Annotated in this window: 21 protein-coding genes; 14 read left to right on the forward strand and 7 right to left on the reverse strand. The window is 36.8% G+C overall.

The window, feature by feature from the left end:
• Window positions 1-324 precede the first annotated feature (324 nt).
• The 6 genes from rho (at window position 325) to ACFIK0_RS00770 (ending at window position 7,292) form a co-directional block, all read left to right on the forward strand.
• Complete coding sequence (gene rho, locus ACFIK0_RS00745; protein ID WP_375663334.1) at window positions 325-1,590, forward strand: transcription termination factor Rho; 1,266 nt, start codon at window positions 325-327, stop codon at window positions 1,588-1,590.
• A gap of 31 nt (window positions 1,591-1,621) precedes the next feature.
• Entirely contained in the window at window positions 1,622-2,929 is a 1,308-nt protein-coding gene (gene mnmE / locus ACFIK0_RS00750; protein ID WP_273790173.1) for a tRNA uridine-5-carboxymethylaminomethyl(34) synthesis GTPase MnmE, read from the forward strand.
• 106 nt (window positions 2,930-3,035) lie between these two features.
• Entirely contained in the window at window positions 3,036-4,904 is a 1,869-nt protein-coding gene (gene mnmG, locus ACFIK0_RS00755; RefSeq protein WP_375663335.1) for a tRNA uridine-5-carboxymethylaminomethyl(34) synthesis enzyme MnmG, read from the forward strand.
• Entirely contained in the window at window positions 4,904-5,551 is a 648-nt protein-coding gene (gene rsmG / locus ACFIK0_RS00760; protein WP_375630633.1) for a 16S rRNA (guanine(527)-N(7))-methyltransferase RsmG, read from the forward strand. Before mnmG ends, rsmG begins: the two co-directional genes overlap by 1 nt.
• A 6-nt stretch (window positions 5,552-5,557) precedes the next feature.
• Complete coding sequence (locus tag ACFIK0_RS00765) at window positions 5,558-6,355, forward strand: ParA family protein (RefSeq protein ID WP_273790170.1); 798 nt, start codon at window positions 5,558-5,560, stop codon at window positions 6,353-6,355.
• A gap of 40 nt (window positions 6,356-6,395) precedes the next feature.
• Entirely contained in the window at window positions 6,396-7,292 is an 897-nt protein-coding gene (locus tag ACFIK0_RS00770; RefSeq protein WP_273790169.1) for a ParB/RepB/Spo0J family partition protein, read from the forward strand.
• Window positions 7,293-7,313: 21 nt separating this feature from the next.
• On the opposite strand, the gene ACFIK0_RS00775 is transcribed toward ACFIK0_RS00770, so the two are convergent.
• The 7 genes from ACFIK0_RS00775 to dapF all read right to left on the reverse strand — a co-directional run bounded on the left by ACFIK0_RS00775 (window position 7,314) and on the right by dapF (window position 13,387).
• Complete coding sequence (locus ACFIK0_RS00775; RefSeq protein WP_375630635.1) at window positions 7,314-7,781, reverse strand: hypothetical protein; 468 nt, start codon at window positions 7,779-7,781, stop codon at window positions 7,314-7,316.
• A gap of 196 nt (window positions 7,782-7,977) precedes the next feature.
• Window positions 7,978-8,475 carry a hypothetical protein gene (locus tag ACFIK0_RS00780; RefSeq protein WP_375663336.1) on the reverse strand — a complete coding sequence of 166 codons (498 nt, stop codon included), beginning with the start codon at window positions 8,473-8,475 and terminating at the stop codon, window positions 7,978-7,980.
• A gap of 2 nt (window positions 8,476-8,477) precedes the next feature.
• Window positions 8,478-9,239: a hydroxyacylglutathione hydrolase gene (gene gloB / locus ACFIK0_RS00785; protein WP_375663337.1), complete on the reverse strand. Its 762-nt coding sequence runs from the start codon at window positions 9,237-9,239 to the stop codon at window positions 8,478-8,480.
• 62 nt (window positions 9,240-9,301) lie between these two features.
• Window positions 9,302-9,988: a septation protein A gene (locus tag ACFIK0_RS00790; protein WP_273790165.1), complete on the reverse strand. Its 687-nt coding sequence runs from the start codon at window positions 9,986-9,988 to the stop codon at window positions 9,302-9,304.
• Window positions 9,985-11,238 (reverse strand): signal recognition particle-docking protein FtsY, encoded by a 1,254-nt coding sequence (ftsY, locus tag ACFIK0_RS00795; RefSeq protein ID WP_273790164.1) that lies wholly within the window; start codon window positions 11,236-11,238, stop codon window positions 9,985-9,987. Before ftsY ends, ACFIK0_RS00790 begins: the two co-directional genes overlap by 4 nt.
• A gap of 14 nt (window positions 11,239-11,252) precedes the next feature.
• A complete protein-coding gene (mtaB, locus tag ACFIK0_RS00800) occupies window positions 11,253-12,536 on the reverse strand; it encodes a tRNA (N(6)-L-threonylcarbamoyladenosine(37)-C(2))-methylthiotransferase MtaB (protein WP_375663338.1) in 1,284 nt (427 codons plus the stop codon).
• On the reverse strand, window positions 12,536-13,387 hold the full coding sequence (dapF, locus tag ACFIK0_RS00805) for a diaminopimelate epimerase (RefSeq protein WP_273790162.1): 852 nt from the start codon (window positions 13,385-13,387) through the stop codon (window positions 12,536-12,538). Before dapF ends, mtaB begins: the two co-directional genes overlap by 1 nt.
• A 226-nt stretch (window positions 13,388-13,613) precedes the next feature.
• On the opposite strand from dapF, the gene ACFIK0_RS00810 reads away from it, so the two are divergent.
• From ACFIK0_RS00810 to lpdA, 8 genes are all read left to right on the forward strand, one after another.
• A complete protein-coding gene (locus ACFIK0_RS00810) occupies window positions 13,614-14,159 on the forward strand; it encodes an AprI/Inh family metalloprotease inhibitor (RefSeq protein WP_273790161.1) in 546 nt (181 codons plus the stop codon).
• A gap of 98 nt (window positions 14,160-14,257) precedes the next feature.
• The gene (zapE, locus tag ACFIK0_RS00815; RefSeq protein ID WP_273790309.1) at window positions 14,258-15,457 is read left to right on the forward strand and encodes a cell division protein ZapE; all 1,200 of its coding nucleotides are present in this window, start codon (window positions 14,258-14,260) and stop codon (window positions 15,455-15,457) included.
• Window positions 15,458-15,745: 288 nt separating this feature from the next.
• Entirely contained in the window at window positions 15,746-16,708 is a 963-nt protein-coding gene (mdh, locus tag ACFIK0_RS00820) for a malate dehydrogenase (protein WP_273790160.1), read from the forward strand.
• 95 nt (window positions 16,709-16,803) lie between these two features.
• Window positions 16,804-18,000: an ADP-forming succinate--CoA ligase subunit beta gene (gene sucC, locus ACFIK0_RS00825; protein WP_375663339.1), complete on the forward strand. Its 1,197-nt coding sequence runs from the start codon at window positions 16,804-16,806 to the stop codon at window positions 17,998-18,000.
• 3 nt (window positions 18,001-18,003) lie between these two features.
• Window positions 18,004-18,906, forward strand: a complete 903-nt coding sequence (gene sucD, locus ACFIK0_RS00830) for a succinate--CoA ligase subunit alpha (RefSeq protein ID WP_375630649.1) — start codon at window positions 18,004-18,006, stop codon at window positions 18,904-18,906.
• Between the two features lie 162 nt (window positions 18,907-19,068).
• Window positions 19,069-22,068: a 2-oxoglutarate dehydrogenase E1 component gene (locus ACFIK0_RS00835; RefSeq protein WP_375654298.1), complete on the forward strand. Its 3,000-nt coding sequence runs from the start codon at window positions 19,069-19,071 to the stop codon at window positions 22,066-22,068.
• Window positions 22,069-22,100: 32 nt separating this feature from the next.
• Window positions 22,101-23,312 carry a 2-oxoglutarate dehydrogenase complex dihydrolipoyllysine-residue succinyltransferase gene (gene odhB, locus ACFIK0_RS00840; protein WP_375645625.1) on the forward strand — a complete coding sequence of 404 codons (1,212 nt, stop codon included), beginning with the start codon at window positions 22,101-22,103 and terminating at the stop codon, window positions 23,310-23,312.
• A 31-nt stretch (window positions 23,313-23,343) separates the two neighbouring features.
• Window positions 23,344-24,750 (forward strand): dihydrolipoyl dehydrogenase, encoded by a 1,407-nt coding sequence (lpdA, locus tag ACFIK0_RS00845; RefSeq protein WP_375663340.1) that lies wholly within the window; start codon window positions 23,344-23,346, stop codon window positions 24,748-24,750.
• Window positions 24,751-25,434 lie beyond the last annotated feature (684 nt).

The following is a 25,434-nucleotide window of genomic DNA, read 5'->3' on the forward strand; positions in this document are numbered from 1 at the left end:
AACACAGTTATAAATAAGAATAATCCTTTCTTTAATATAAATTTATTAATATAAATTTCTGTAAAAATACTTTTGAATAGCATTTCATTAATGCTATAAATTTAACTTACATTTTTGTTATTAAAATAATTAAATACTATTTGGATTTTATATTTTTTCAAGTTTTTCATATAATTACTTAATATTACAGGAATAAATTTCATATAAATGGTACTTGCAGATTAAAAAAATTGAGTGTAGAATATTTTTTTCTTAATAATATTTCACTCATAAATTTCCATAAATTATTTAGAACAATCTTCTCCATTACAAAGAGCATATTTCATGCAAAAAATGAAACTACAAGAACTTAAAAGCAAAAATCCCGTTGAGCTTGTTTCTTTTGCTGAAACATTAGAAGTTGAAAATGCCTCCCTTATGCGCAAACAAGAATTAATGTTTGCTATCTTGAAAAAACTTGCTCTACAAGATGTAGAAATTATAGGAGAGGGTGTTGTTGAAGTTTTACAAGACGGATTTGGATTCTTGAGATCTGCTGATGCTAATTATCTTCCTGGTCCTGATGATATTTATCTTTCACCTGCACAAATACAGTCGTTTTCTTTAAAGACAGGTGATACAATTGAGGGTCCTATACGCAGTCCAAAAGAGGGAGAACGTTATTTTGCTCTCCTTAAAATTAATACAATTAATTTTGAAAAACCTGAAAAGATTCGTTATAAAATTCACTTTGATAATCTTACTCCTCTTTATTCAAATGAACGTTTCCAAATGGAAATACAAGATCCTACAGAGAAAGATATGTCATCACGCGTGATTGATTTGATATCTCCATTGGGAAAAGGACAAAGAGGGTTAATTGTAGCTCCTCCTCGGACGGGAAAAACAGTTTTACTTCAAAATATTGCTCATTCTATTACCACTAATCATCCTGAATGTTATCTCATTGTTCTTTTAATAGATGAACGACCAGAAGAAGTTACTGATATGCAGCGTTCAGTGAAAGGAGAAGTGGTTTCTTCTACTTTTGATGAACCAGCAATACGTCACGTACAAGTGGCAGAAATGGTCATTGAAAAAGCCAAACGTCTCGTTGAATATGGGCGTGATGTTGTTATTCTTCTCGATTCTATTACACGTCTTGGGCGTGCATATAATACAGTTGTTCCTTCTTCGGGTAAAGTTTTAACAGGTGGTGTGGATGCAAATGCTCTCCAGCGTCCAAAACGTTTTTTTGGTGCAGCACGTAATATTGAAGAAGGCGGATCTTTAACCATTATTGCAACGGCTTTGATTGATACAGGAAGTCGTATGGATGAGGTTATTTTTGAAGAATTTAAAGGAACAGGTAATTCGGAAATTGTTCTTGATCGAAAAGTTGCTGATAAGCGTATTTTCCCTGCTATGGATATTTTAAAGTCAGGAACGCGTAAGGAAGAACTTCTGGTAGAACGACAAGATTTACATAAAATTTTTGTTCTTCGTCGTATTTTAACATCTATGAATGTAACAGATGCAATTGAATTTTTGATTGATAAATTAAAGCAAACAAAAAACAATAGTGAATTTTTTGATTCAATGAATACGTAGAGTCATTAAAGTTTTTATTAGGATAAAACCTGTGGATACAATCTTTGCTGTTTCGAGTGGATTGTTACCTTCAGGGGTTGCAGTCATTCGGCTTTCTGGTCCTCATGTTGTAGATATAGTTAAAACGCTTTGTGGTCGTTTACCTAAAGCACGTTTTATGCATTATGGAAATCTTACTGCTCGTGATGGTAGTTTTTTAGATTCTGGTTTAACTGTTTTTTTTCCTGCTCCTCATAGTTTTACGGGGGAAGATTGTGCAGAATTCCATTTACATGGAGGAAAAGCCGTCGTTAATCGTTTTCTCGATGAATTATCGACATTTTCTGGATGCCGTATTGCAGAGGCAGGTGAATTTTCACGACGCGCTTTTATGGAAGGAAAATTAGATCTTGTTCAAGCAGAAGGTCTTGCTGATTTAATAGAAGCAGAAACGGAAAGCCAACGGCGTTTAGCTGTTATGGGTACAAGTGGACATTTAACGACGCTTTATCGTGATTGGCGTCATAAGCTTATGAAGGCGCGTGCTTTTATCGAGGCAGAACTTGATTTTGTTGATGAAGCAGATATTCCCAACGCAATATCTGATAAAGTTTGGAAAGATATTGAAGATCTTTGTACCTCTCTTCGAGAATATATTACTGAAGGAGAGCGTGCGAGTATTTTACGTGATGGATTAAAAATTGTTATTGCTGGTGCTCCTAATTCTGGAAAATCAAGCATTATGAATCGTCTTTCAGGAAGATCTGTTGCTATTGTAACGGAAGAAGCAGGAACAACCCGTGATGCTTTAGAAATGAGAATTATTCTTGGTGGTTTACCTATTTTTTTAACGGATACTGCTGGTTTTAGAAAAACAGAAAATAAAATAGAACAGATGGGAATAGAAATTGCTAAACAGCATGTTATGGAAGCTGATTTGGTTATTTTGGTTTATGATATAGGAAATCCTAAGCAGGTTGATTTACCAGAAACATCGGCTGAAATATGGTGTGTTGGCAATAAGCTTGATCTTTATGAAAAAAATGATCAGCGTTGGTCTATACAATTTTCCGCATTAACTGGTTTAAATTTTGATTATTTTATAAAAGAACTTGAATCATTTTGTCATCATCGTGCTTCTGAAATTGGAAATATTGTTCCAGCACGTAAAAGGCAACTTCAATTGTTAAAGGAGGCTGTTAAAGAGATTGAATTTTCTCTTAATTATCATTCTCTTGATCTCAGTTTACGTGCAGAACATCTCCGTTGTGCAAGTGATTTTCTTGGTAAAATTACAGGAGATATTGATGTTGAAGATTTGCTTGATATTATTTTTTCAGAATTTTGTGTTGGTAAATAATGATTCACGTGAAACATTGATTATTTCATAGACAAATTATAAAGATTATGTAATTTATATATTGTTTCACGTGAAACCTTAGAATATTTTCTACGGAATGAATTAAATGCAATCATATGATGTTGTTATTGTTGGTGGTGGTCATGCTGGCTGTGAAGCAGCTTCAGCTTCAGCACGTGTAGGAGCCAAAACAGCGCTTGTTACACATAAAATATCAGCATTGGGAACAATGTCGTGTAATCCTGCTATTGGTGGACTTGGAAAAGGGCATCTAGTTCGGGAAATAGATGCATTAGATGGTCTCATGGGAAGAGCAGCAGATGCTGCTGGAATTCAGTTTAGACTACTTAATAGACGTAAAGGACCGGCAGTAAGAGGACCACGAACACAGGCAGATAGACAACTTTATAAAAAAGAAATTCAAAAATTATTAAAAGAACAAGAAAATCTTACTCTTATTGAGGATGAAGTTATTGATCTGGTTGTTAAAGATAATTGTGTATCAGGTGTTATTTTAAAAAAACAAGGAATAATTTTATCTGGTGCTGTTGTTTTAACAACAGGGACGTTTTTAAATGGCTTTATTCATATTGGTGATAAAACATGGGCTGCTGGACGTATGGGGGATCAGTCAAGTGTGAAACTTGCTAAACGTTTAAAAAATTATCATATAAAACTTGGTCGATTAAAAACAGGAACCCCTGCTCGTTTGAGTAAAAAAACAATTGCTTGGGATTATCTTCCAAAACAACAAGCAGATGAAAATCCTATTCCCTTTTCTCTTTTAACAGAGAAAATTGAACAACCACAAATTGAATGTGCAATAACACGTACAAATGAGAAAACACATCAAATTATTCGCGAGAATATTTATCGTTCTGCTTTATATTCTGGAAATATTGAAGGGTTAGGACCACGTTATTGTCCTTCTGTTGAAGATAAAATTGTTAAATTTGGAGAACGTGATGGACATCAGATTTTTCTAGAACCAGAAGGATTAAATGATGATACCGTTTATCCAAATGGTCTTTCTACTTCTCTTCCTGAAGATGTGCAAATTTCTCTATTGAAAACCATTGAAGGATTGGAAAATGCTATAGTTTTGCAACCTGGTTATGCTATTGAATATGATTTTGTTAATCCACAACAATTAACGAGAAGCTTAGAATTACGCTCTTTACCAGGTTTATTTTTAGCAGGACAAATTAATGGTACAACAGGATATGAGGAAGCAGCAGCACAAGGACTTTTAGCTGGATTAAATGCTGCACGTAAAGTAGGTAAATTAGATGAAATACTTATAAGTCGATCTACGGCTTATATTGGTGTTATGGTTGATGATTTGGTTTCACGTGGTGTTTGTGAACCTTATAGGATGTTTACATCACGTGCCGAATTTCGTTTATCTTTACGATCTGATAATGCTGATACGCGTTTAACACCTTTGGCACAAAAATGGGGTATTGTGAGTAAAATACGTTGGGAATGTTATCAGAAAAAACAACAACGGCTTGATCAAGCACGATCAATATGTCAAAATATTTTTTTTACACCTAATGAAGCTTCTGCTCATGGATTACATGTTAATCATGATGGAATTCGGCGTTCGGCTTATGATTTTCTTGCTTATCCTCATATGACCTTAGAGCGTCTTTCAGATTTTTGGCCACAATTACAAAAAATTGATTCTAAAACAGCAGAATCTTTAGAAATTGAAGCACAATATGCGGTTTATTTAGATAAACAAGCACAAGATATTGCTTCTCTTCAGAGAGATGAGCGTTTAGAAATTCCTTCTTCTCTTGATATTCAGGCAATTTCAGGTCTTTCAAATGAACTTAAATCAAAAATTAAAGAAGTATCGCCGCGTTCAATTGCTGATGCACAAAAAATTGATGGCATGACACCCGCTGCTTTATCTCTTATTATTACATATATTCAACGTCAACGACGTGAAAAGGCTAAAACAGCTTAATGGATTTTTCTATAGAAAAAAAATATCAACAATTATTAAATATTGTTCCTTCTGTTTCACGTGAAACAATGGAAAATTTAATTCAGTTTGAGTCTTTAATACTTCAATGGAATGCGCATATTAATTTGATATCTGCTACAACAATACCAGATCTATGGACACGACATATTCTAGATTCAGCACAAATTTTTCCTTTGTATGCTCATTCTTTACATTGGTGTGATTTAGGATCAGGAGGAGGTTTTCCTGCAATTGTGATTGCTATCTTTTTGAAAGAAAAAAAAGAAGGACATATTAATCTTGTTGAAAGTAATGGGAAAAAAGTTGCTTTTTTGCGAACAGTTATTGCTCAACTTAATCTTCCAGCAACGGTTTATCACGCTAGGATTGAAGATATATATCAAAAAATTCCCATGTCTGATATTATAACGGCACGGGGATTAGCGCCGCTTAATACTCTTTTACAACTTATTTTTCCTTTATTAACAGAAAAAACTATAGCTCTTTTGCAAAAAGGTCGGGATTACGCTACAGAAATAAAAAATGCCTCTGCCAATTGGCACTTTGATCTGTTAAAACATAAAAGTAAAGTTGATGAAAATTCTGTTATTTTGGAAATTTCTCATATTCGATCATATAGAGGGTAGAGCAAAATGAGCGAAACACGAATTATCGCTATTGCAAACCAAAAGGGTGGAGTCGGAAAAACAACCACAGCAATTAATCTTGCAACAGCTTTAGCAGCCATTGGTGAAAATGTTCTTATTATGGATGTTGATCCACAAGGTAATGCAAGTACTGGTTTGGGGATTGATCGTAATAGCCGTCCTTTATCGTCTTATGATGTTTTGGTTTCGGGCGTTTCAATTACACAGGCGGCTTTAAAGACAGCTGTACCCAATCTTTATATAGTTCCCTCTACACTTGATCTCTTAGGTGTGGAAATGGAAATTTCTTCATCAAAAGATCGCATACAACGCTTACGTAAAGCTCTCTATGATGATCCGGAAATGGAAAAAAAATTCAATTATATTTTAATTGATTGTCCTCCCTCCCTTAATCTTTTAACACTTAATGCTATGGGGGCCGCGGATTCTGTTTTGGTACCTATGCAGTGTGAATTTTTAGCACTTGAAGGTTTAAGTCAATTACTTGAAACAGTAAAACAAGTGCGATCCGTACTTAATCCATCTTTAGAAATCCAAGGTATTGTTCTAACAATGTATGATGGACGTAATAACCTTTCAAATCAAGTTGTTGAAGATGTACGTTCTTTTATGGGAGATAAAGTTTATCGTACTGTTATTCCACGAAATGTAAGAGTATCAGAAGCACCTTCTTTTGGAAAACCTGTATTGCTTTATGATCTCAAATGTGCTGGAAGCCAAGCTTATTTGCGTCTAGCATCAGAAATGATACAACGTGAAAAACAAGCACGCGCTGCTGCTTAAAAATATAAAAAAATAATCTAAAAATTCAAAGAGAAAAATTATGAATGATGATCTCTCAAAAAAAAGACTAGGACGTGGATTAGCTGCATTGATTGGAGATATCAATTTAAACAACAATATTGCACGTTCATCAAGCTTTGATAAATTAAATGAATCCGGTAGTATTTCTGAGCGATTTATTTCTATTGAATCTATTTCATGTAATCCTCACAATCCTCGGCGTCATTTTACTGAAACAGAGCTTGATAATTTGGCACAATCAATTCGTCAACACGGTGTGGTTCAACCGGTTATTGTAAGGCCTTTAAGAGATCATCCTCATCGGTTTGAATTGATTGCGGGTGAACGGCGCTGGCGTGCAGCACAACGTGCAAATTTAAGTCAATTACCCGTTATTATTCGTGATGTGGACGATAAAACCGCTTTGGAATTGGCTATTATTGAAAATGTTCAGCGGGCAGATCTTAATCCTATCGAAGAAGCAAAAGGATATGAGATGCTTTTGAATGAGCATGATTATACACAAGTAGATTTAGCACAAGTTATTGGAAAAAGTCGTAGTCATGTTGCAAATACGCTTCGTTTATTAAAACTTCCAGAAAGAGTACAACAATTCTTAACGGATGGACAACTTTCTGCTGGTCATGCACGTTGTCTTATAACCGTTGATGATCCACAAAATTTAGCTGAGAAAATTATTCGTGAAGGGCTTTCAGTACGTCAAACAGAAATACTTGCATATGAGAAAGCCAATCCTAAAACTAAAAAGCGTACCAATACGGAAAAAGATGCTGAAACAAAATCTTTAGAAAAATTACTTGCAGATGTGATAGGAATGAAAGTTATTATTCGGCATGGTAAAAAAGGTGGTGATTTAAAAATACATTACTCTTCATTAGAACAATTAGATGAAATTTGTCGGCGTTTACAAAGTTAATCAATTGTTATAAAAAGATTTTTAACAGTTATCTCTTAAAATTTGGATTATTCTATACATATGTTCTTTAACAAATTCTAGATTTCTTGAAGGTAAAGAGTTTTTTTCATAAGTATAATTTTCCTCATCAGTAAGTACATATAATGTCGCTTTAAGTGCTAGGTGAGCAACAACAAAATCTTTTGGTGTGATATTATTTTCTTTTAAAATATTCACAAGTTTTGGATTATTAGAAATATAGGCAGCATATTTTTCAATATGATCATCATAAGTATTGATATCACTTTTTGTATTTGTTTGTTCTGGTTCTGAAGATAAATTTCTACATTCTGCTTTGATTTTTTCCAGCTTTAAAAGAATATCTTCTGTTAAGGGATAATTTGCAATGAAAGTCGGTATAAAAGAAGGATCATCTATTTCTTGTTTTTTTTCTTGAGCGTATGATACAAAAGGAAAAATGAAGAAAAAACACAATAGAAGTTTAAACATGACTAAAAATTATCCTTTCTTTTTTGAATTTCAATAAATACTTTTCCGTCTGTTATTCTTTATTTTTAGAAAAACATTTGTAAATATAATCGAAATAAAAACAATTATTAGGAATGATAAAAATACGGTGATTTTTTAATGCACTGACTTCTTTATTAGATTAAAGGGGTGATATTTTCTAACATTTCATAACTGATTAGTTGCTCAAAATGAGTTTTTCACAGCTATCTAAAAGAATTGTTGCTTTGTAAAAATGTTTTTTAACAAATTCAAGATTGTTTAGAAATATAGTATTTTTCTCAGTAGAATATTCCTTTTCAGGTGCAAATATGAGAAGCGCGGATATTTCTTTAAGTACTAAGGTTCCAGCAGCAAAATCTTCTGGTTTGATATTATTTTTTTTTAAAATATTCATAAGTTTTGGTTTACTAGAAATATAGGTAGTGTAGTTTTCAATATTAGAGTGGATACTAGAATCATAAGTGATAAGATCATTTTTTGTTTCTGGAAGTAAATTTTCACATTCTTTTTCAATTTTTTCCAGTTTAAAAAAAAAATCTTCTGTTAAGGGATAATTTGCAATGAGAGGGGATATAAGAGAAGAATTATCTGTTTCCTTTTCCTCTGCTCTTGTTAGTTGAATATGTATCACGAAAAGAAAAAGGAGAAACAAACGTAATACGAACTTAAGCATGGTTAAAAATTATCCTTTCTTCTTCGAATTTCAGCAAAAACTTCTTCATCTGTTTCTTCTTCCATTACAAGGTTCCTTCGCAACACACTATCATCCCAACGGAGAAAGGGATTGGTGGCTTTTTCTTGCCCTAAAGTGACAGGTAAAGTCATAGCGTTTTTTGCACGTAGCAAAAAAACTTCCTCTATTCTTTGGTGGAGTTTTTTATTATGTGGGTCAATTGTTAGTGCGAAAAGAGCGTTATTTTTTGTATATTCATGTCCACAATAGAGAAGTGTTTCATCAGGAAGTTTACGAAGTTTTTTTAAAGAATTTAACATTTGTGCAGGTGTTCCTTCGAAAAGACGTCCACAGCCCAATGAAAAAAGCGTATCTCCAGCAAAGAGTAAACTCTTCTCAGGAAAATAGTAAGATAATGCGCCTAAAGTATGACCAGGTGTTGAAAGAGCTAAAAGCAGGTGTGTGCCAAAAGAAAAACTTTCATCAGGTTGAAGTGTTTGATCAAGATAATTGATCTTTTCTTTTTCTGCTTCTGGCCCGATAACCATAGCGTTGTAAACTTGTTTTAATTCTGATAGGGCTTCTACATGGTCGTGATGATGATGAGTTACAAAAATAGTGTTAAGTGTCCAATTGTGGCGCTTTAAGGCGTTATGAATAGCTCCACCTTCAGGAGCATCTATTGCAGCTGTCATACCACTTTTTTCATCATGAATGAGTATACCAAAATTGTCTTCTCGACAAATAAACTGTTCAATCAACATATTTTTTCTCCCGAACAGTGTTTGGCGATGAATCTATAAAATAATCGGTAGTGGTGATTTTTTTAAGAATCAGATTTGTCCTCTTCTGTAAAAAGTCCTTTTGAATGTTTTATAATTATAGGCATTTGGGTAAGCATGAAAAGGACTGTTATAGGCATGACGCCAAATACTTTGAAACTTGTCCAGAAATTATCGCTAAAATTACGCCAAATTATTTCATTCAAAAGGGCAAGAAAAATGAAAAAAAACGCCCAACGATAGGTAAGTTTTTGCCAACCTAAATCATCAAGTTTTAAGGTAGAATCAAGAGCATAACGTAAAAGTGGTTTTTTAAAAAACATCCCACCAAAAAGTATAAAAGCAAATAAGCTATTAATGATTGTCGGTTTCATTTTTATGAAAGTTTCATTATGAAGCCAGAGAGTTAGAAAGCCAAAAACTAAAACAAATATTCCCGAAATAAGAGGCATAATAGGAATTTGTCTTGCAAGGATCCATGATAAGCTTAGGGAAATAATTATCGCTACCATGAAAATAGCTGTTGCAGGGAAAATAGATTTGTTAAAATTTTGAAAAAATCCAATGTTTTTTATCAGCCATTCTCCCTTATAATTGGCAAAAAAGAATGCAACCAATGGACCCATTTCCAAAAGAAACTTAAGTGTTGGTGAGAGAGATTTTTTTTTATTGTTATTCATTTTTTTTTCAGAATTATTGTGTAAATTAGGATTAGATAAAGGCTGTTTCATGCATGTTTTCCTGCGATAGTTTCGGCAAAGTCAGAAGCAGAAAAGGGTTGAAGGTCTTCAATATCTTCTCCTATACCGATAAAATAAACGGGTAATTTATATTTTGCTGCGATAGCGACAAGAATTCCTCCTCGTGCAGTCCCATCTAGCTTTGTCATGACTAAACCATTAACACCAGCAATATCGCGGAAAATATCTACTTGGTTGAGTGCATTTTGTCCGGTTGTTGCATCAAGCGTTTGAAGGATTGTATGGGGTGCTTGGGGGGTATGTTTTTTTAAAACACGAATAATTTTTGCTAATTCATCCATCAATTCAGATTTATTTTGTAAACGCCCTGCTGTATCAATAATTAATACATCACTGTTTGTTTTTTTTGCTTTTTCATAAGCATCAAATGCTAAGCTGGCGGCATCTGCACCCAATTTTGTTGAAATAACAGGAGAATTGGTACGTTCACCCCAGATGTGTAGTTGCTCAATAGCTGCGGCTCGGAAAGTATCACCAGCTGCCAGCATAACTTTTAATCCCCCTTCTGTTAATTTTGCTGAAAGTTTTCCAATAGTTGTCGTTTTTCCAGTGCCATTTACACCTACCAGCAAAATAACATGCGGTTTATGGCTGAGATCAAGTTCCAATGGTATTGCAACAGGTTCCAGAACTTTTTTGACCTCATCCGCTACAATAGTATGAATATCATCTGGGGAGAGGTCTTTTCCGTAACGACTGGAAGCTAAAGTATTTGTGATGCGTGTTGCCGTCTCTACACCTATGTCAGCTTGGATAAGAATATCTTCGAGCTCTTGCAATGTGTCTTCATCAAGTTTTCTTTTAACAAAGAGATCGCTAATTGATCCGCTTAAGCGTTGTGAAGAAAGGGATAGACCTTTTTTAAGGCGCCCAAACCACGCTGTCTTTTTTTGTTCAACAGAAGGTTCAGATAAAATTTCTTCATTCTTTTTTTCACGGATGTTGTCTGTGACAATAATTTTACCAGAAAAAGGAATTTTATCAGAACGGGATTCTAGAAATGGAGATTTTTCATCATATTTTGTAAGTATTGACTCTGGATTTTTTGTTTGTTCTTCTTTTTCTGTGTCTATAGAAACTTGGTTATTTTTTGTCTTTTCATTTTTGTCTTTATTTTCTTCTATTATATCGCTTTTATCAGGAATAGAAATCTGTTGTTCAATTTCTTGCTCTTGAGATTTGTTAAAAGAGAATATTTTTTTAATAAAAGATTTCGTCATAAGAATTTTCCTGCTCAAGCAGCGTTTAATTTTGGAAGGACAGCAATCAATTTATCGCCATCATGATCAACGATAAGGGCTTGAACAATTGTTCCTGCTTTTGCACCTTTAACCTGTACAAGGGTATAATCTTCTGTTCGTCCGATTTCATCTTTTTCAACGAGAATTGTTTGTAGACTGTTTTGTAAATGAGCAAGATGCTTTTGGTAAGCCATCTCACCTGCTTTACGCAATTTTTCAGCACGCATCTTAACTATTTTACGGTTGATTTGTGGCATACGTGCGGCAGGTGTTCCTTCTCTTGGACTAAAGGGGAAGACATGGAGATGGGTTAAATTACAATCTTTGATTAAAACAAGACTGTTTTGAAACATCTCTTCTGTTTCTGTAGGAAAACCAGCAATTAAGTCAGCACCATACACCATTGTAGGACGTTTGGCACGCAACTCTTGGCAAAATTGAATGGCATGTTCGCGCAGATGACGCCGTTTCATCCGTTTTAAAATCATATTATCACCTGCTTGCAAAGATAAATGCAAATGGGGCATGATCCTTGTTTCATAAGCTAAAAGATTGATGAGCTCTTCGTCTGCTTCAATAGAATCAATAGATGAGAGGCGTAATCGCGCTAAGTCAGGGACATGATGCAAAATTGCTGAAGTTAATTTTCCTAGAGTAGCTTTTCCAGGAAGATCGTGGCCATAACTTGTAAGGTCAACACCTGTAAGGACCACTTCTTGGATACCCTCACCTATCAGCTTTTTAATTTGTTCTATGACAGCACCCATGGGAACTGAACGAGATGGTCCTCGTCCATAAGGAATAATGCAAAATGTACAGCGATGATCACATCCGTTTTGTACCTGTACAAAAGCGCGGGTGCGCTCTTGCATTGCACTGACCATATGTGGGGCAATTTTTTGTACTTCCATAATGTCATTGATACGCACCTTTTCAGAATGATTAATACCAAAATCAGGAAGTTGACGATAAGAATGGGCGTGAAGTTTATCTTCGTTTCCTAAAACGAGATCCACTTCTGTCATTGAGGCAAAATTTTGTGCTTCTGTTTGGGCTGCACACCCTGTTACAATGATACGCGCATGAGGATTTTCACGTCGTGCTTTGCGGATAGCTTGTTTTGCTTGTCGTACGGCTTCGGCAGTGACAGCACAAGTATTAAAGATAATAGCACCATCTTTAAGTTGATCTAGCCCTGAAGAAGTACTTTCTTTGCGAATGATTTCCGATTCGTAGCTGTTAAGTCGACAACCAAAAGTTACAATTTCTATTGCCATCAGGAGTGATCCTTTTTGTAGGACCCTGTTAAAGGGCTTAAAAAACCACTAAATTGATATTTTATTGGTCCTGTCATAATAATGTGATCGTCTTCTCGGTAAAAAATATTAAGTGTTCCCTTTGGTAAGTTCACATCAATATGGCGCTCTGTAAGTCCACGACGATAAGCAGCCACTGCACTTGCACAAGCAGCACTCCCACATGCTTGTGTTAATCCTGCTCCTCGCTCCCATGTACGTAAATTTAGACTTTTCTTTGACGTTATGCAAGCAATGGAAATATTGCACCGTTCGGGAAACAGGGGATCATGTTCAAGGTTTGGCCCATATTCCTCTAATGGAATATGTTGAATATCATTTTCAACAAAAAAGATAGCATGGAGATTGCCAATGGATATGAGACAAGCGTCTTTTAGGGGACCAGCCGTAATTTCTACGTGATTTGTATCAACTATTTCACGTGAAACAGGCATCTCTTTTGCATTGAAATTTGGGCATCCCATATCAACAGAAATGAGATTGTCGGTTTGGTATTTCCCTTCAATAATTCCAGCGGGAGTTTCTAAATGAAATTTTTCACCAAAATTGTGATCTTTAAGCCATGCGATGACACAGCGGGTACCATTGCCACAAGCTTTAGCCATTGATCCGTCGGCATTCCATATTTCGATGCGGAAGTTGGCTTTTTTCTGGGTTGGTGTGTGGATAGCCATGATTTGATCAAAATGCATTTCAGGATCTGCTGACAAAGCAAGGATTGCTTTTGGTGTAAGAGCATGAGTGCTTTCACGCATATCAACAACAATAATTTGATTTCCAAGACCGTCCATTTTGCTAAATGGCGTTTTCATGAAACTTCTCTATTTCTAATGATTACTTATAAAAGAGATATATGGCTGAAAATATTATAAATTTCCAGTGTTTAATAAATATAAAATTTGGTACATAAGTTATTTCGTTTAAAATAAGTGATTTTAACCTGTTTTTTTTAATTTGTTAATTTATCTTTGTAACTATAACAAATATTCGCTTAATTTTTTTGTGAACTTATTTATTGTCGTGGGAGAGAGTACAGACATGGCGTTTTCAAGAGTTTCGTTTTTCGTTGCACTATCAACTGTAATGTTTTTAGGGGGATGTTCAACAACACGGTTTGATGGTAATGACGATAATAACGCATTAGAAGTTTTTTATCCATCTCAACAAATGACAATATTGGAAGCGTCTGATCTGTCGTCTCCTTCTTCGTCGATATCTGAAGACGCAAACGCTTCGGTGTATGAAAAAGGAGATTCTCAGAGCGATGGACGAATGGCTAGTCTCGAATTGCCAAGCAGTGCCACTGATTTATTTCCTGCAAGTATTGCTGGGGTATGGAATCTTTCTATGGGAGGAAAAGTTTGCCGGATTGCAACTCCACAAACAAAGTTTGGAAAAGGGTACCGTGCTGGTCCTTTACACTGTCCAGGAATTGCTTCTCAAGTGAGATCGTGGGACGTTAAAGGAAAAAGATTATATTTTTATAATAACTCTGGACGTGTTATCCTCGTTCTTTATTCTTCAAATGTTGATCGTTTTGAGGGACGTACACTTGATGATCATCCCGTTGTTTTAAGTCGTTAAATCATTTTTGACCGTTTATGACAAGCTAAGCTAGACGGACAGATTCGTGAAAAGTATTTGTATTTTTCATTGAGATTGGTTTGAAAAAGGTTTTTTGGATGATTCTCGTTTCAACACGTTATAAGGAGCTTGTCGCTAAAGGAGAGGTTTGTTTTGATCCCGCTCAATTAGCTATAACAGAATATTTTGATCATTTGTTAAAAAAAATTACGGAACAAAATATCTCTCGTCCTTGGACTTGGATATTTTGCTCTTTCTTTAATAGAATATTTAAAAGGAAAAAACAAAATATTTCTTGTGTTGTAAAACAAGGAGATGAAACAGGTTTTTTTCAGGGACTGTATATTTATGGTGAAGTAGGACGGGGCAAAACCATGCTGATGGATTTGTTCTTTTCTTGTTTGCCTAAAGGTCATAAAAAGCGTGCCCATTTTAATGATTTTATGGCTGATGTACATGAGCGTATTAATTTTTATCGTCAAGCATCTGGGTGTGCAAAATTTAAACAAGATAATCCTATTTTAGCTGTTGCTGAGGATCTTGCACGAGAAGCAAAAATACTTTGTTTTGATGAGTTTAGTGTAACAGATATTGCTGATGCTATGGTATTGGGACGGCTTATTTCTGCTTTGTTTGATAAAGGAATTTTCTTTATTGCAACCTCAAATGTGGCGCCGGATAACCTTTATTGTAACGGTTTAAATCGTGAACTCTTTTTGCCTTTTATTCAAGTTTTGAAAGCATATGTTCGCGTTGTTAATCTTGATGCAAAAACAGATTATCGCCTTGAAAAATCAAATCTACAACAGGTGTATGTGTCGCCGTTGGGGGTCCCGGCAAATGAATATATGGATCAAGCATGGGCACTTGTATTGCAAGGACATAAGGAGACATCTGATGAGCTTTCTATAAAAGGGCGCCTTATTCCTATTCCGCGCTTTGGTGCAGGATGTGCTCGTTTTGATTATGGTGATTTATGTGCAAAGCCTTTGGCCGCGGCTGAATATTTGTTATTAGGAGAGCGTTATCATACGATTTTTATTGATAATGTACCGGTCATGGATGATACATGTCGCAATGAAACAAAACGGTTTATTTTGCTTATTGATATTCTTTATGAGCGCCACATACGGTTGTTTATGTCGGCTGCGGCAGGGGTAGGGGATTTGTATAAAGGGCATGCGCAGATTACGGAAACATTTGAATTTAAAAGAACACAATCACGTCTTTTCGAAATGCAAAGCTACGATTATTTAAAACTTTGGGAAGAACATTTTCTTTTGAAGAAGAAGCATTGATTATACTTTTACCTTTACGTAAACTGTAAAAACAATAACTTTTTGAAATTAAAGAAATATAATAATTCTGTTGTATTTTTTTTAAATTCACTTTATCGATACATCGTGATAATTTTCTAATAGTTGTTTCAGCGGAGGGTTGTTGTTTCTGTAAAGAGAGAAATTTGTAAATTTCATTTCTTTACTCCTTTTTATGATATTGTTTGAATATGGTTGAAGTCAAAAATATTCAGTATACGGACGCTGATGGGTGTGCGCTGAATTATCTAAAAGTTAGGAAAAAATAAAATGGCACGGAAAAAAATAGCTCTCATTGGTTCAGGTATGATTGGTGGTACTTTAGCACATATTATTGGGCTTAAAGAGCTTGCTGATGTGGTCTTATTTGATATTGCAGAAGGTGTGCCACAAGGTAAGGCTCTAGATATCGCCGAATCTTCTCCTGTTGATGGTTTTGATATCAGTCTAAAAGGTGCTAATGCTTATGAAACAATTGAAGGTGCTGATGTTGTTATTGTAACAGCAGGCGTTGCGCGAAAACCTGGTATGAGCCGTGATGAACTTTTGGGCATTAATTTAAAGGTTATGGAACAAGTTGGAGCTGGAATTAAAAAATACGCTTCTTCGGCGTTTGTTATTTGTATTACTAATCCCCTTGATGCGATGGTGTGGGCTTTGCAGAAATTTTCAGGTCTCCCTACACATAAAGTGGTTGGTATGGCAGGTGTTCTTGATTCAGCGCGTTTTCGTCATTTCTTATCTGAGGAATTTAAGGTCTCTATTAAAGATGTGACAGCGTTTGTTTTAGGGGGCCACGGTGATACAATGGTTCCTCTCGTGCGTTATTCAACGGTTGGTGGTATTTCTTTGCCTGATCTTGTAAAGATGGGCTGGACAACACAGGAAAGAATTGATCAAATTATCCAGCGTACCCGCGATGGTGGTGCAGAAATTATTGGTTTGTTAAAAACAGGTTCTGCTTATTATGCACCAGCAGCTTCTGCTGTTTCTATGGCTGAGGCTTATCTAAAGGACACTAAGCGTGTTGTGCCTGTTGCAGCTTATCTTTCAGGAGAATATGGGGTTAATGATACTTACGTTGGTGTTCCTGTTGTACTTGGTGCAGGTGGTGTTGAACGAGTCATTGAAATTGATCTTGATAAAGAAGAAAGAGGTGCTTTTGATCATTCAGTAAATGCGGTTAAAAAGCTTTGTGAAGCTTGTATTGCTCTTGTACCTAGTCTCAAGTAAATTGAACAAGGTTTAATTCATTAAAATAAGTATTTAGAATATTAAAACTTTAGGATTAATAAGATCCATGATCCATAAAAGAAAAGGACAAATGCATGAATATCCATGAGTATCAGGCCAAACGTCTGCTTCATGAATATGGAGCACCAATTGCAAATGGTGTCGCTGTTTATTCTGTAGAGCAAGCGGAAAAATGGGCGGAAAAATTGCCCGGACCTCTCTATGTGGTTAAAAGTCAGATACACGCTGGTGGTCGTGGTAAGGGTAAGTTTAAAGAACTTGATCCTGATGCAAAGGGTGGTGTTCGGCTTGCACAATCTGTTGAAGAAGTTGTTGCAAATGTTCAAGAAATGCTTGGAAAAACTTTGGTAACCAAACAAACTGGTCCAGAGGGTAAGCAGGTCAACCGCCTTTATATTGAAGACGGTGCCGATATTGAACGGGAGCTTTATCTTTCACTTTTGGTTGATCGTAGCATTGGTCGAATTGCTTTTGTTGTTTCAACAGAAGGTGGAATGGATATTGAAACGGTTGCTGAAGAGACACCAGAAAAAATATTCACGCTTCCCATTGATGCTGGAGAGGGTGTTACTTCTGCTGATTGTGTAAGACTTTGTGATGCGTTGAAACTACAAAGTAGTGCGCGAGAAGATGGTGAAAAGCTTTTTCCGATTCTCTATAAGGCATTTTGTGAAAAAGATATGAGCCTTTTAGAAATCAATCCACTTATTGTGATGAAAGATGGTCGTTTGCGTGTTCTTGATGCGAAAGTTTCTTTTGATAATAATGCTCTGTTTCGTCATCCAGATATTTTAGAATTACGCGATCTTTCAGAGGAAGATCCAAAGGAAATAGAAGCATCAAAGCATGATCTTGCTTATGTTGCTCTTGAGGGTACGATTGGTTGCATGGTTAATGGTGCTGGGCTTGCTATGGCAACAATGGATATCATTAAGCTTTATGGAGCAGAGCCAGCGAATTTTTTGGATGTTGGTGGTGGAGCATCAAAAGAAAAGGTGACAGCTGCTTTTAAGATTATTACGGCCGATCCAAATGTTAAGGGCATTTTGGTTAACATTTTTGGTGGTATTATGCGTTGTGATGTCATTGCTGAAGGTGTGGTTGCTGCTGTTCGTGAGGTTGGTTTGAAAGTTCCCTTGGTTGTTCGTCTTGAAGGCACTAATGTTGAGCAGGGTAAAGCAATTATTAATGAGAGTGGTTTGAATGTTATTCCTGCTGATGATTTAGATGATGCTGCCCAAAAAATTGTTGCAGCCGTGAAGGGAGCTTAAGCTATGTCGATTCTTGTGAATAAAGAGACAAAAGTTCTAGTTCAAGGGCTTACAGGAAAAACAGGAACATTTCATACAGAACAGGCGCTTGCTTATCATGGTACGCAAATGGTTGGTGGCGTTAATCCTAAAAAGGGTGGAGAAACATGGGAAGGTTCAAAAGGTGAAACTCTTCCTATCTTTGCTAATGTTGCAGAAGCAAAAGAAAAAACAAGCGCGGATGCTTCCGTTATTTATGTTCCTCCTGCAGGGGCTGCGGCAGCTATTATAGAGGCTATTGAAGCTGAAATTCGTTTAATTATCTGTATTACGGAAGGTATTCCCGTTATGGATATGGTTAAAGTGAAGGCGCGATTAGAAAACTCAAAGTCTCGTCTTATTGGTCCTAATTGTCCCGGTATTCTTACACCAAATGAATGTAAAATTGGTATTATGCCTGGTTCTATTTTTAGAAAAGGTTCTGTTGGGGTTGTCTCGAGGTCGGGAACTTTAACTTATGAAGCCGTTTTTCAGACGAGTCAGGAAGGTCTCGGACAAACAACTGCTATAGGGATTGGTGGTGATCCTGTTAAGGGTACTGAATTTATTGATGTGTTGGAAATGTTTTTAGCAGATGATGAAACTCAGTCTATTGTTATGATTGGTGAGATTGGTGGTTCTGCTGAAGAAGAAGCAGCACAGTTTCTGCAAGATGAAGCAAGAAAAGGTCGAAAAAAGCCAGTTGTTGGCTTTATTGCTGGCCGTACGGCTCCTCCAGGACGGACAATGGGACATGCCGGTGCTGTTATTTCTGGTGGTAAGGGTGGAGCAGAAGATAAAATTGCAGCAATGGAATCAGCAGGGATTCGTGTGTCTTCTTCACCATCACAGATAGGTAAGACTTTGATGTCAGTTTTGAAAGGCTAAAAGAAAGTTTCACCTGAATAAGCAAAGGTTCTTAGATTCAGGTGAAAAAACTTGAGTATAAAAAGGTAAAGCTTTTTTGAATGTTCAAATCACTGCTTGTTTGTAAGCATTTAAAGGTCAAAAGAGATATAAGGAGACGGAATAGATGTTCCGGAGAGGTATATGGCAAGGCAGGACGAAATAAATAGCCTTTTTGCACAGACATCATTTCTTTATGGTGGGAATGCGGATTATATAGATCAACTTTATGCTCAATATGAAAAAGATCCTACCAGTGTTGATTCACAGTGGCGTGCTTTTTTTGAAGGACTTCATGATAATAAAGAAGATGTTCTTAAAAATGCTGAAGGAGCAACATGGCAGCGTGATCATTGGCCATTAAAAGCAGAGGGTGAATTGGTTTCTGCTCTTGATGGTGATTGGTCTTCTCTTGAAAAATATCTTGGCGATAAATTAAAGGAAAAAGCAATAACAGGTGCTGCACAAAAGGGAAAAACTTCCAGTAAACAAGATATTATTCGTGCAACACGTGATTCCGTTCATGCAATTATGATGATTCGTGCGTTTCGAGAACGGGGACATCTTCATGCGCAGCTTGACCCTCTTCAATTGGCCGAAAAACAAGAAGATTATAAGGAACTTTCTCCAGAAGCTTATGGTTTTACTCCAGCTGATTACGAGCGTCCCATTTTTATTGATAATGTTTTAGGATTGGAATATGCAACTATTCCGCAAATGCTTGAGATTCTCAATCGGACCTATTGTTCAACAATCGGTGTGGAATATATGCATGTTTCTGATCCAGTTCAGAAAGCATGGCTTCAAGAACGCATTGAAGGGCGAGATAAAAAAAATTCTTTCACACAACAAGACAAGAAAGCTATTCTGAATAAGCTTATTCAGGCAGAGGGATTCGAACAGTTTTTAGACACTAAATATAAAGGTACAAAGCGTTTTGGACTCGATGGTGGTGAGGCGCTGATTCCCGCTCTTGAACAAATTATCAAATGTGGTAGTGCTTTGGGGGTGCAGGAAGTTATTTTAGGAATGGCACATCGTGGTCGTTTAAATGTTCTTTCACAAGTTCTTGCCAAACCGCATAGGGCTATCTTTCATGAATTCAAAGGGGGATCTTATAAGCCTGATGATGTGGAGGGATCCGGTGATGTCAAATATCATTTGGGAACTACCGCTGATCTGGACTTTGATGGTAAAAAAGTTCACTTATCGCTGTTGGCTAATCCATCTCATCTTGAGATTGTTGATCCGGTTGTTATGGGGAAAGCACGTGCTAAACAAGATCAACTTATGGGACCTGCGCATACTGATTTACTCCCATTAAGTGAGCGTTCAAAAGTGATGCCATTGCTTATTCATGGTGATGCTGCTTTTGCAGGACAAGGCGTTATCCAAGAAACTTTTGGTCTTTCAGGTCTTAAAGGTTATCGTGTTGCAGGCTCACTTCATGTTATTATCAATAACCAGATTGGTTTTACAACATCTCCACGTTTTTCACGTTCTTCGCCTTATCCATCAGATGTCGCAAAAATGATTGATGCACCAATTTTCCATGTGAATGGTGATGATCCTGAGGCTGTTGTTTTTGTTGCCAAAATAGCAACAGAGTTTCGCCAAATTTTCCATAAACCAGTGGTTATTGATATGTTTTGTTATCGCCGTTATGGGCATAATGAAGGTGATGAACCTTCCTTTACGCAGCCGCTTATGTATAAAGCAATTCGTAATCATAAAACAACACTTCAACTTTATAGTGACCAATTGGTAGCAGAAGGAATGATTTCTTCAGAAGAGATTGAGCAACAAAAAAAATTATGGCGCGATAAGCTTGAAGGTGAACTTGAAGCGAGTGCTTCTTATAAGCCTAATAAGGCTGATTGGCTTGATGGAAGCTGGACGGGACTCAAAGCTTTTAGTAGTTCTGATGAGCAGCATTCTAGAGCAACCGGTGTTGAATTAAAAACTTTAAAGGAAATTGGTCAGAAAATTGTTGAAATTCCGGCGAATTTTCACGTTCACAAAACCATTCAACGTTTTTTAAATAATCGTGCTAAAATTTTTGAAACCGGTGAGGGTGTTGACTGGGCAACCGCTGAAGCTTTAGCTTTTGGTTCACTTTGTTTGGAAGGTGCACCGGTTCGTCTTTCCGGTGAAGATGTTGAGCGGGGAACTTTTTCACAACGTCATTCCGTTCTTTATGACCAAGAAAATGAGGCGCGTTATATTCCTTTGAATCATTTACAAAAGGGGCAAGCGCTTTATGACGTTGTTAATTCTATGCTTTCTGAAGAAGCTGTTCTTGGTTTTGAATATGGATATTCTCTTGCTGAACCACGAGGATTAACACTTTGGGAAGCACAATTTGGTGATTTCTCTAATGGTGCACAGGTCATTTTTGATCAATTTATTTCATCCGCGGAGCGTAAGTGGCTTCGTATGTCTGGTCTTGTGTGTTTATTGCCTCATGGTTTTGAAGGGCAAGGGCCGGAGCATTCTTCTGCACGTTTAGAACGATTTCTTCAACTTTGTGCGGAAGATAATATGCAGGTTGCTAATTGTACAACCCCTGCAAATTATTTTCATATTTTGCGTCGACAAATTAAGCGTGATTTCCGTAAGCCATTGATTTTGATGACACCGAAATCACTCTTACGTCATAAGCGAGCGGTTTCTCTTCTCAATGAAATGGGGCCAGAAACAAGTTTCTGTCGTGTGTTGCTTGATGATGCAGAATGTCTCAAAGATTCTGTCATTAAGTTGCAAAAAGATAATAAAATTCGCCGTGTCGTTCTTTGTACTGGTAAGGTTTATTACGACCTTTATGAAGAACGTGAAAAAAAGGGTATTGATGATGTTTATCTTCTTCGTATTGAACAGCTTTATCCTTTCCCTGCAAAAGTTTTGGTGAATGTGTTATCGCGCTTTTTGCAGGCGGAAGTTTTTTGGTGCCAAGAGGAACCAAAAAACATGGGGGCTTGGTCATTTATTGAGCCTTATTTGGAATGGGTTTTGACGCATATTAATGCGCAATATTCACGTGCTCGTTATGCAGGACGTCCTGCGAGTGCGTCACCGGCCTCTGGGTTAATGGTGAAACACCTTGAACAACTGGCTGCGTTTCTTAAAGACGCGTTAGGTTCTTAATTTATTACTACTCTGATGTATGGAAAAATATTATGACTACTGAAATTCGTGTTCCTACTTTGGGCGAATCGGTTACCGAAGCAACGGTTGGCAAATGGTTTAAAAAACTTGGCGAAGCTGTCGCTATGGATGAGCCTTTGGTTGAATTAGAAACTGATAAGGTAACCGTTGAAGTTCCTTCTCCTGTTGCTGGGAAATTATCTGAAATCATTGCAAAAGAAGGCGATACGGTTGAAGTAAATGCTCTTTTAGGAGTGGTGAAAGCTGGAGAAGCTGGTGTCTCCCAATCATTTTCACCTTCTGCTACGCTTGTTCCAGCGGCTTCATCTGAATCGGAGAAGCCTGCTTTGAGCAGTGCAATGCCTCCTTCTCCTTCAGCAGCAAAATTGATGGCTGAAAATAATGTTGCAAAAAGCGATATTTCAGGTTCTGGAAAACGTGGACAAATTCTTAAAGAAGATGTTCTTGGTGGATTAAAACAAAGTACAAATGCCCCTACACCCTCTTCTTCTGCGACGAGTTCTTCGGCAATTCCTGTCCAAGAAACACGTGAAGAGCGGGTTCGTATGACGAAATTGCGTCAAACAATTGCTCGCCGTCTTAAAGATGCACAAAATGTAGCAGCGATGTTAACCACATTTAATGAGGTTGATATGTCAGCTGTGATGGATTTGCGCAAGCGTTATAAGGATCTTTTTGAAAAGAAACATGGTGTTAAACTTGGTTTTATGGGGTTTTTTACCAAGGCTGTTTGTCATGCATTAAAAGAACTTCCTGCTGTTAATGCCGAGATTGATGGGACAGATATTGTTTACAAAAACTATGTCAATGTTGGAATTGCTGTTGGAACGGATAAAGGGCTTGTTGTTCCAGTAGTGCGAGATGCAGATCAAATGTCATTGGCAGAGATTGAAAAAGAGATTGGTCGTTTGGGACGTCTTGCGCGTGATGGAAAATTAGCCGTTTCTGATATGCAGGGCGGAACTTTTACCATTACCAATGGTGGTGTGTATGGATCGTTGATGTCAACACCGATTTTGAATGCACCACAATCTGGTATTTTGGGAATGCATGCGATTAAAGAGCGAGCAATGGTTGTTGAGGGCCAAGTTGTGATTCGTCCCATGATGTATTTAGCGCTTTCTTATGATCACCGTATTGTGGATGGGCAAGAAGCTGTGACTTTCCTTGTGCGTGTTAAGGAAAGCTTAGAAGATCCGGAACGCCTTGTTCTTGATTTGTAAAATACAGTTTTCAGGATGAAAGGAGAAACGGATGTCTTATGATGTGGCTGTGATCGGAGCGGGTCCAGGTGGTTATGTAGCAGCAATAAAGGCGGCACAACTGGGACTTAAAGTAGCGATTATTGAAAAGCGTACAACATTAGGAGGAACATGTCTCAACGTTGGTTGTATTCCTTCTAAAGCGTTGTTGCATGCTTCAGAAGTGTTTTCTGAAACCCAGCATGGTTTTGAAACGCTTGGTATTTCTATTGGTAAATCTAAGCTTAACCTTGAACAAATGATGGTTCATAAGAAAGCTGTGGTAACAGCCAATACGAGTGGTGTTTCTTTTTTGATGAAAAAAAATAAAGTTGATACTTTTTTTGGGACAGCCAAAATTTTGAGTGCGGGTCATGTGGAAGTTATTGCCAGAGATGGTAATAAACAAACAATTGAAACAAAAAATATTATTATTGCTACCGGTTCAGAGAGTTCAGGCATTCCAGGGGTGAATGTTGAAATTGATGAAAAGACTATTGTTTCTTCTACGGGAGCTCTTTCACTTGAAAAAGTACCAGCGCATATGATTGTAGTGGGTGCTGGTGTCATTGGTTCAGAACTTGGATCAGTTTGGAGCCGTTTAGGTGCTAAGGTGACCATTATTGAGTATCTTAATAAAGTTTTGGGCTCAATGGATGGTGAAGTTTCACGGCAATTTCAGAAATTAATGGAAAAACAGGGGATTGAATATAAAACGGGTGCAAAGGTGACAGCTGTTACACAATCTGGCTCAACTGCTCAGGTGAGCTTTGAATCTGTCAAAGGTGGTGAATCTGAAACTTTAGAGGCTGATGTTGTGCTTATTGCTACTGGACGTTCTCCCTATACAGAGGGGCTTGGCTTACAAGAGGCTGGTGTTCAGTTAGATGAACGCGGATTTATTGCAATTGATGCTCATTGGCAGACGAATGTTCCAGGAATTTATGCAATTGGTGATGTCGTAAAAGGACCAATGTTAGCACATAAAGCAGAGGAAGAAGGCGTTGCTGTGGCAGAAATTTTGGCAGGTCAAAAAGGACATGTTAATTTTGATGTTATTCCTAGTGTTGTTTATACACAGCCGGAAATTGCGAGTGTAGGAAGGACAGAAGAAGAGCTAAAAACTGCTGGTATTGAATATAATGTTGGCAAATTTCCTTTTATGGCTAATGGTCGTGCACGTGCAATGCAAAAGAGTGATGGGTTCGTTAAAATCCTTTCTGATAAAAAAACAGATCGGGTATTAGGGGGGCATATTCTTGGATTTGGTGCTGGTGAAATGATCCATGAAATTGCAGTTTTAATGGAATTTGGTGGTTCATCAGAAGATCTGGGACGTTGTTGCCATGCACATCCTACCTTATCAGAAGCCGTGCGTGAGGCAGCTTTGGCAACATTTGCTAAACCACTTCATATTTAAAAAGCTTTTAAAAAGTACATTTAAAAAGGCACATGAGGCGGAAAATATTAGTGAAGCATGCAACAACATTTTAAAACTTTAAAAAGGAATATAACCAATTGTATTAAAATGTTCCATTTGTTGTATGCTTTTCGATAATTACTGTTTTAGATATCTGTTGTGCAGTTTTGATTGATTATTCTGTTGTGCACTATCGTTTAGAGCGGTGGTGTTTAGTCTATGTAAAGTTTTATATATGGGGTAGTTTTTATACTGTTATAAAATATTTAAGATAGGATTCTGAGCCCATCTGCGTGCTTTGTGTTAAGAAAACATCTCTCAAAATGCCCAAATCTACTTCGCAATGGTGCTCGTGAATGGTATAGCTGTAAAGTTTCTCTTGAAATATATGAAATTCATTCAAACTGTTATACGACCTATTGTGCACCATCATCTTTATGTTTAGTAAAAGTACACGCTGACATTGATAATACACTTTTTCAGTTCTCAATATTGCTAAAGCTCTTTATTATTTGAGAGTTTTCATAAGAGAATTTTTATTCTGTTCTTTTATCATTTTACCTCACACGCTCGCTTTGTTTGTGATGTGCAGACAAAAGATTTTAATTGCTTCAATGTGAGAGAGCTTGTGATAAGAAAATCTTACAGTATTCAGCGTTATAAATCAAGTTGAAAATGATATTT

It is taken from the genome of Bartonella sp. CL63NXGY, from assembly GCF_042194905.1.
In the GTDB taxonomy this organism is placed as follows: domain Bacteria; phylum Pseudomonadota; class Alphaproteobacteria; order Rhizobiales; family Rhizobiaceae; genus Bartonella.

What these genes read in the sequence shown, in the direction of transcription:
- gloB (WP_375663337.1), bottom strand. Translation starts at nt 9,239, where the DNA reads ATGTTGATTGAACAGTTTATTTGTCGAGAAGACAATTTTGGTATACTC.
- mdh (WP_273790160.1), top strand. Translation starts at nt 15,746, where the DNA reads ATGGCACGGAAAAAAATAGCTCTCATTGGTTCAGGTATGATTGGTGGT.
- dapF (WP_273790162.1), bottom strand. Translation starts at nt 13,387, where the DNA reads ATGAAAACGCCATTTAGCAAAATGGACGGTCTTGGAAATCAAATTATT.
- ACFIK0_RS00810 (WP_273790161.1), top strand. Translation starts at nt 13,614, where the DNA reads ATGGCGTTTTCAAGAGTTTCGTTTTTCGTTGCACTATCAACTGTAATG.
- rho (WP_375663334.1), top strand. Translation starts at nt 325, where the DNA reads ATGCAAAAAATGAAACTACAAGAACTTAAAAGCAAAAATCCCGTTGAG.
- ACFIK0_RS00780 (WP_375663336.1), bottom strand. Translation starts at nt 8,475, where the DNA reads ATGCTTAAGTTCGTATTACGTTTGTTTCTCCTTTTTCTTTTCGTGATA.
- ACFIK0_RS00765 (WP_273790170.1), top strand. Translation starts at nt 5,558, where the DNA reads ATGAGCGAAACACGAATTATCGCTATTGCAAACCAAAAGGGTGGAGTC.
- ACFIK0_RS00835 (WP_375654298.1), top strand. Translation starts at nt 19,069, where the DNA reads ATGGCAAGGCAGGACGAAATAAATAGCCTTTTTGCACAGACATCATTT.
- ftsY (WP_273790164.1), bottom strand. Translation starts at nt 11,238, where the DNA reads ATGACGAAATCTTTTATTAAAAAAATATTCTCTTTTAACAAATCTCAA.
- ACFIK0_RS00775 (WP_375630635.1), bottom strand. Translation starts at nt 7,781, where the DNA reads ATGTTTAAACTTCTATTGTGTTTTTTCTTCATTTTTCCTTTTGTATCA.
- ACFIK0_RS00790 (WP_273790165.1), bottom strand. Translation starts at nt 9,988, where the DNA reads ATGAAACAGCCTTTATCTAATCCTAATTTACACAATAATTCTGAAAAA.
- ACFIK0_RS00770 (WP_273790169.1), top strand. Translation starts at nt 6,396, where the DNA reads ATGAATGATGATCTCTCAAAAAAAAGACTAGGACGTGGATTAGCTGCA.
- mtaB (WP_375663338.1), bottom strand. Translation starts at nt 12,536, where the DNA reads ATGGCAATAGAAATTGTAACTTTTGGTTGTCGACTTAACAGCTACGAA.
- sucC (WP_375663339.1), top strand. Translation starts at nt 16,804, where the DNA reads ATGAATATCCATGAGTATCAGGCCAAACGTCTGCTTCATGAATATGGA.
- rsmG (WP_375630633.1), top strand. Translation starts at nt 4,904, where the DNA reads ATGGATTTTTCTATAGAAAAAAAATATCAACAATTATTAAATATTGTT.
- odhB (WP_375645625.1), top strand. Translation starts at nt 22,101, where the DNA reads ATGACTACTGAAATTCGTGTTCCTACTTTGGGCGAATCGGTTACCGAA.
- lpdA (WP_375663340.1), top strand. Translation starts at nt 23,344, where the DNA reads ATGTCTTATGATGTGGCTGTGATCGGAGCGGGTCCAGGTGGTTATGTA.
- mnmG (WP_375663335.1), top strand. Translation starts at nt 3,036, where the DNA reads ATGCAATCATATGATGTTGTTATTGTTGGTGGTGGTCATGCTGGCTGT.
- sucD (WP_375630649.1), top strand. Translation starts at nt 18,004, where the DNA reads ATGTCGATTCTTGTGAATAAAGAGACAAAAGTTCTAGTTCAAGGGCTT.
- zapE (WP_273790309.1), top strand. Translation starts at nt 14,258, where the DNA reads ATGATTCTCGTTTCAACACGTTATAAGGAGCTTGTCGCTAAAGGAGAG.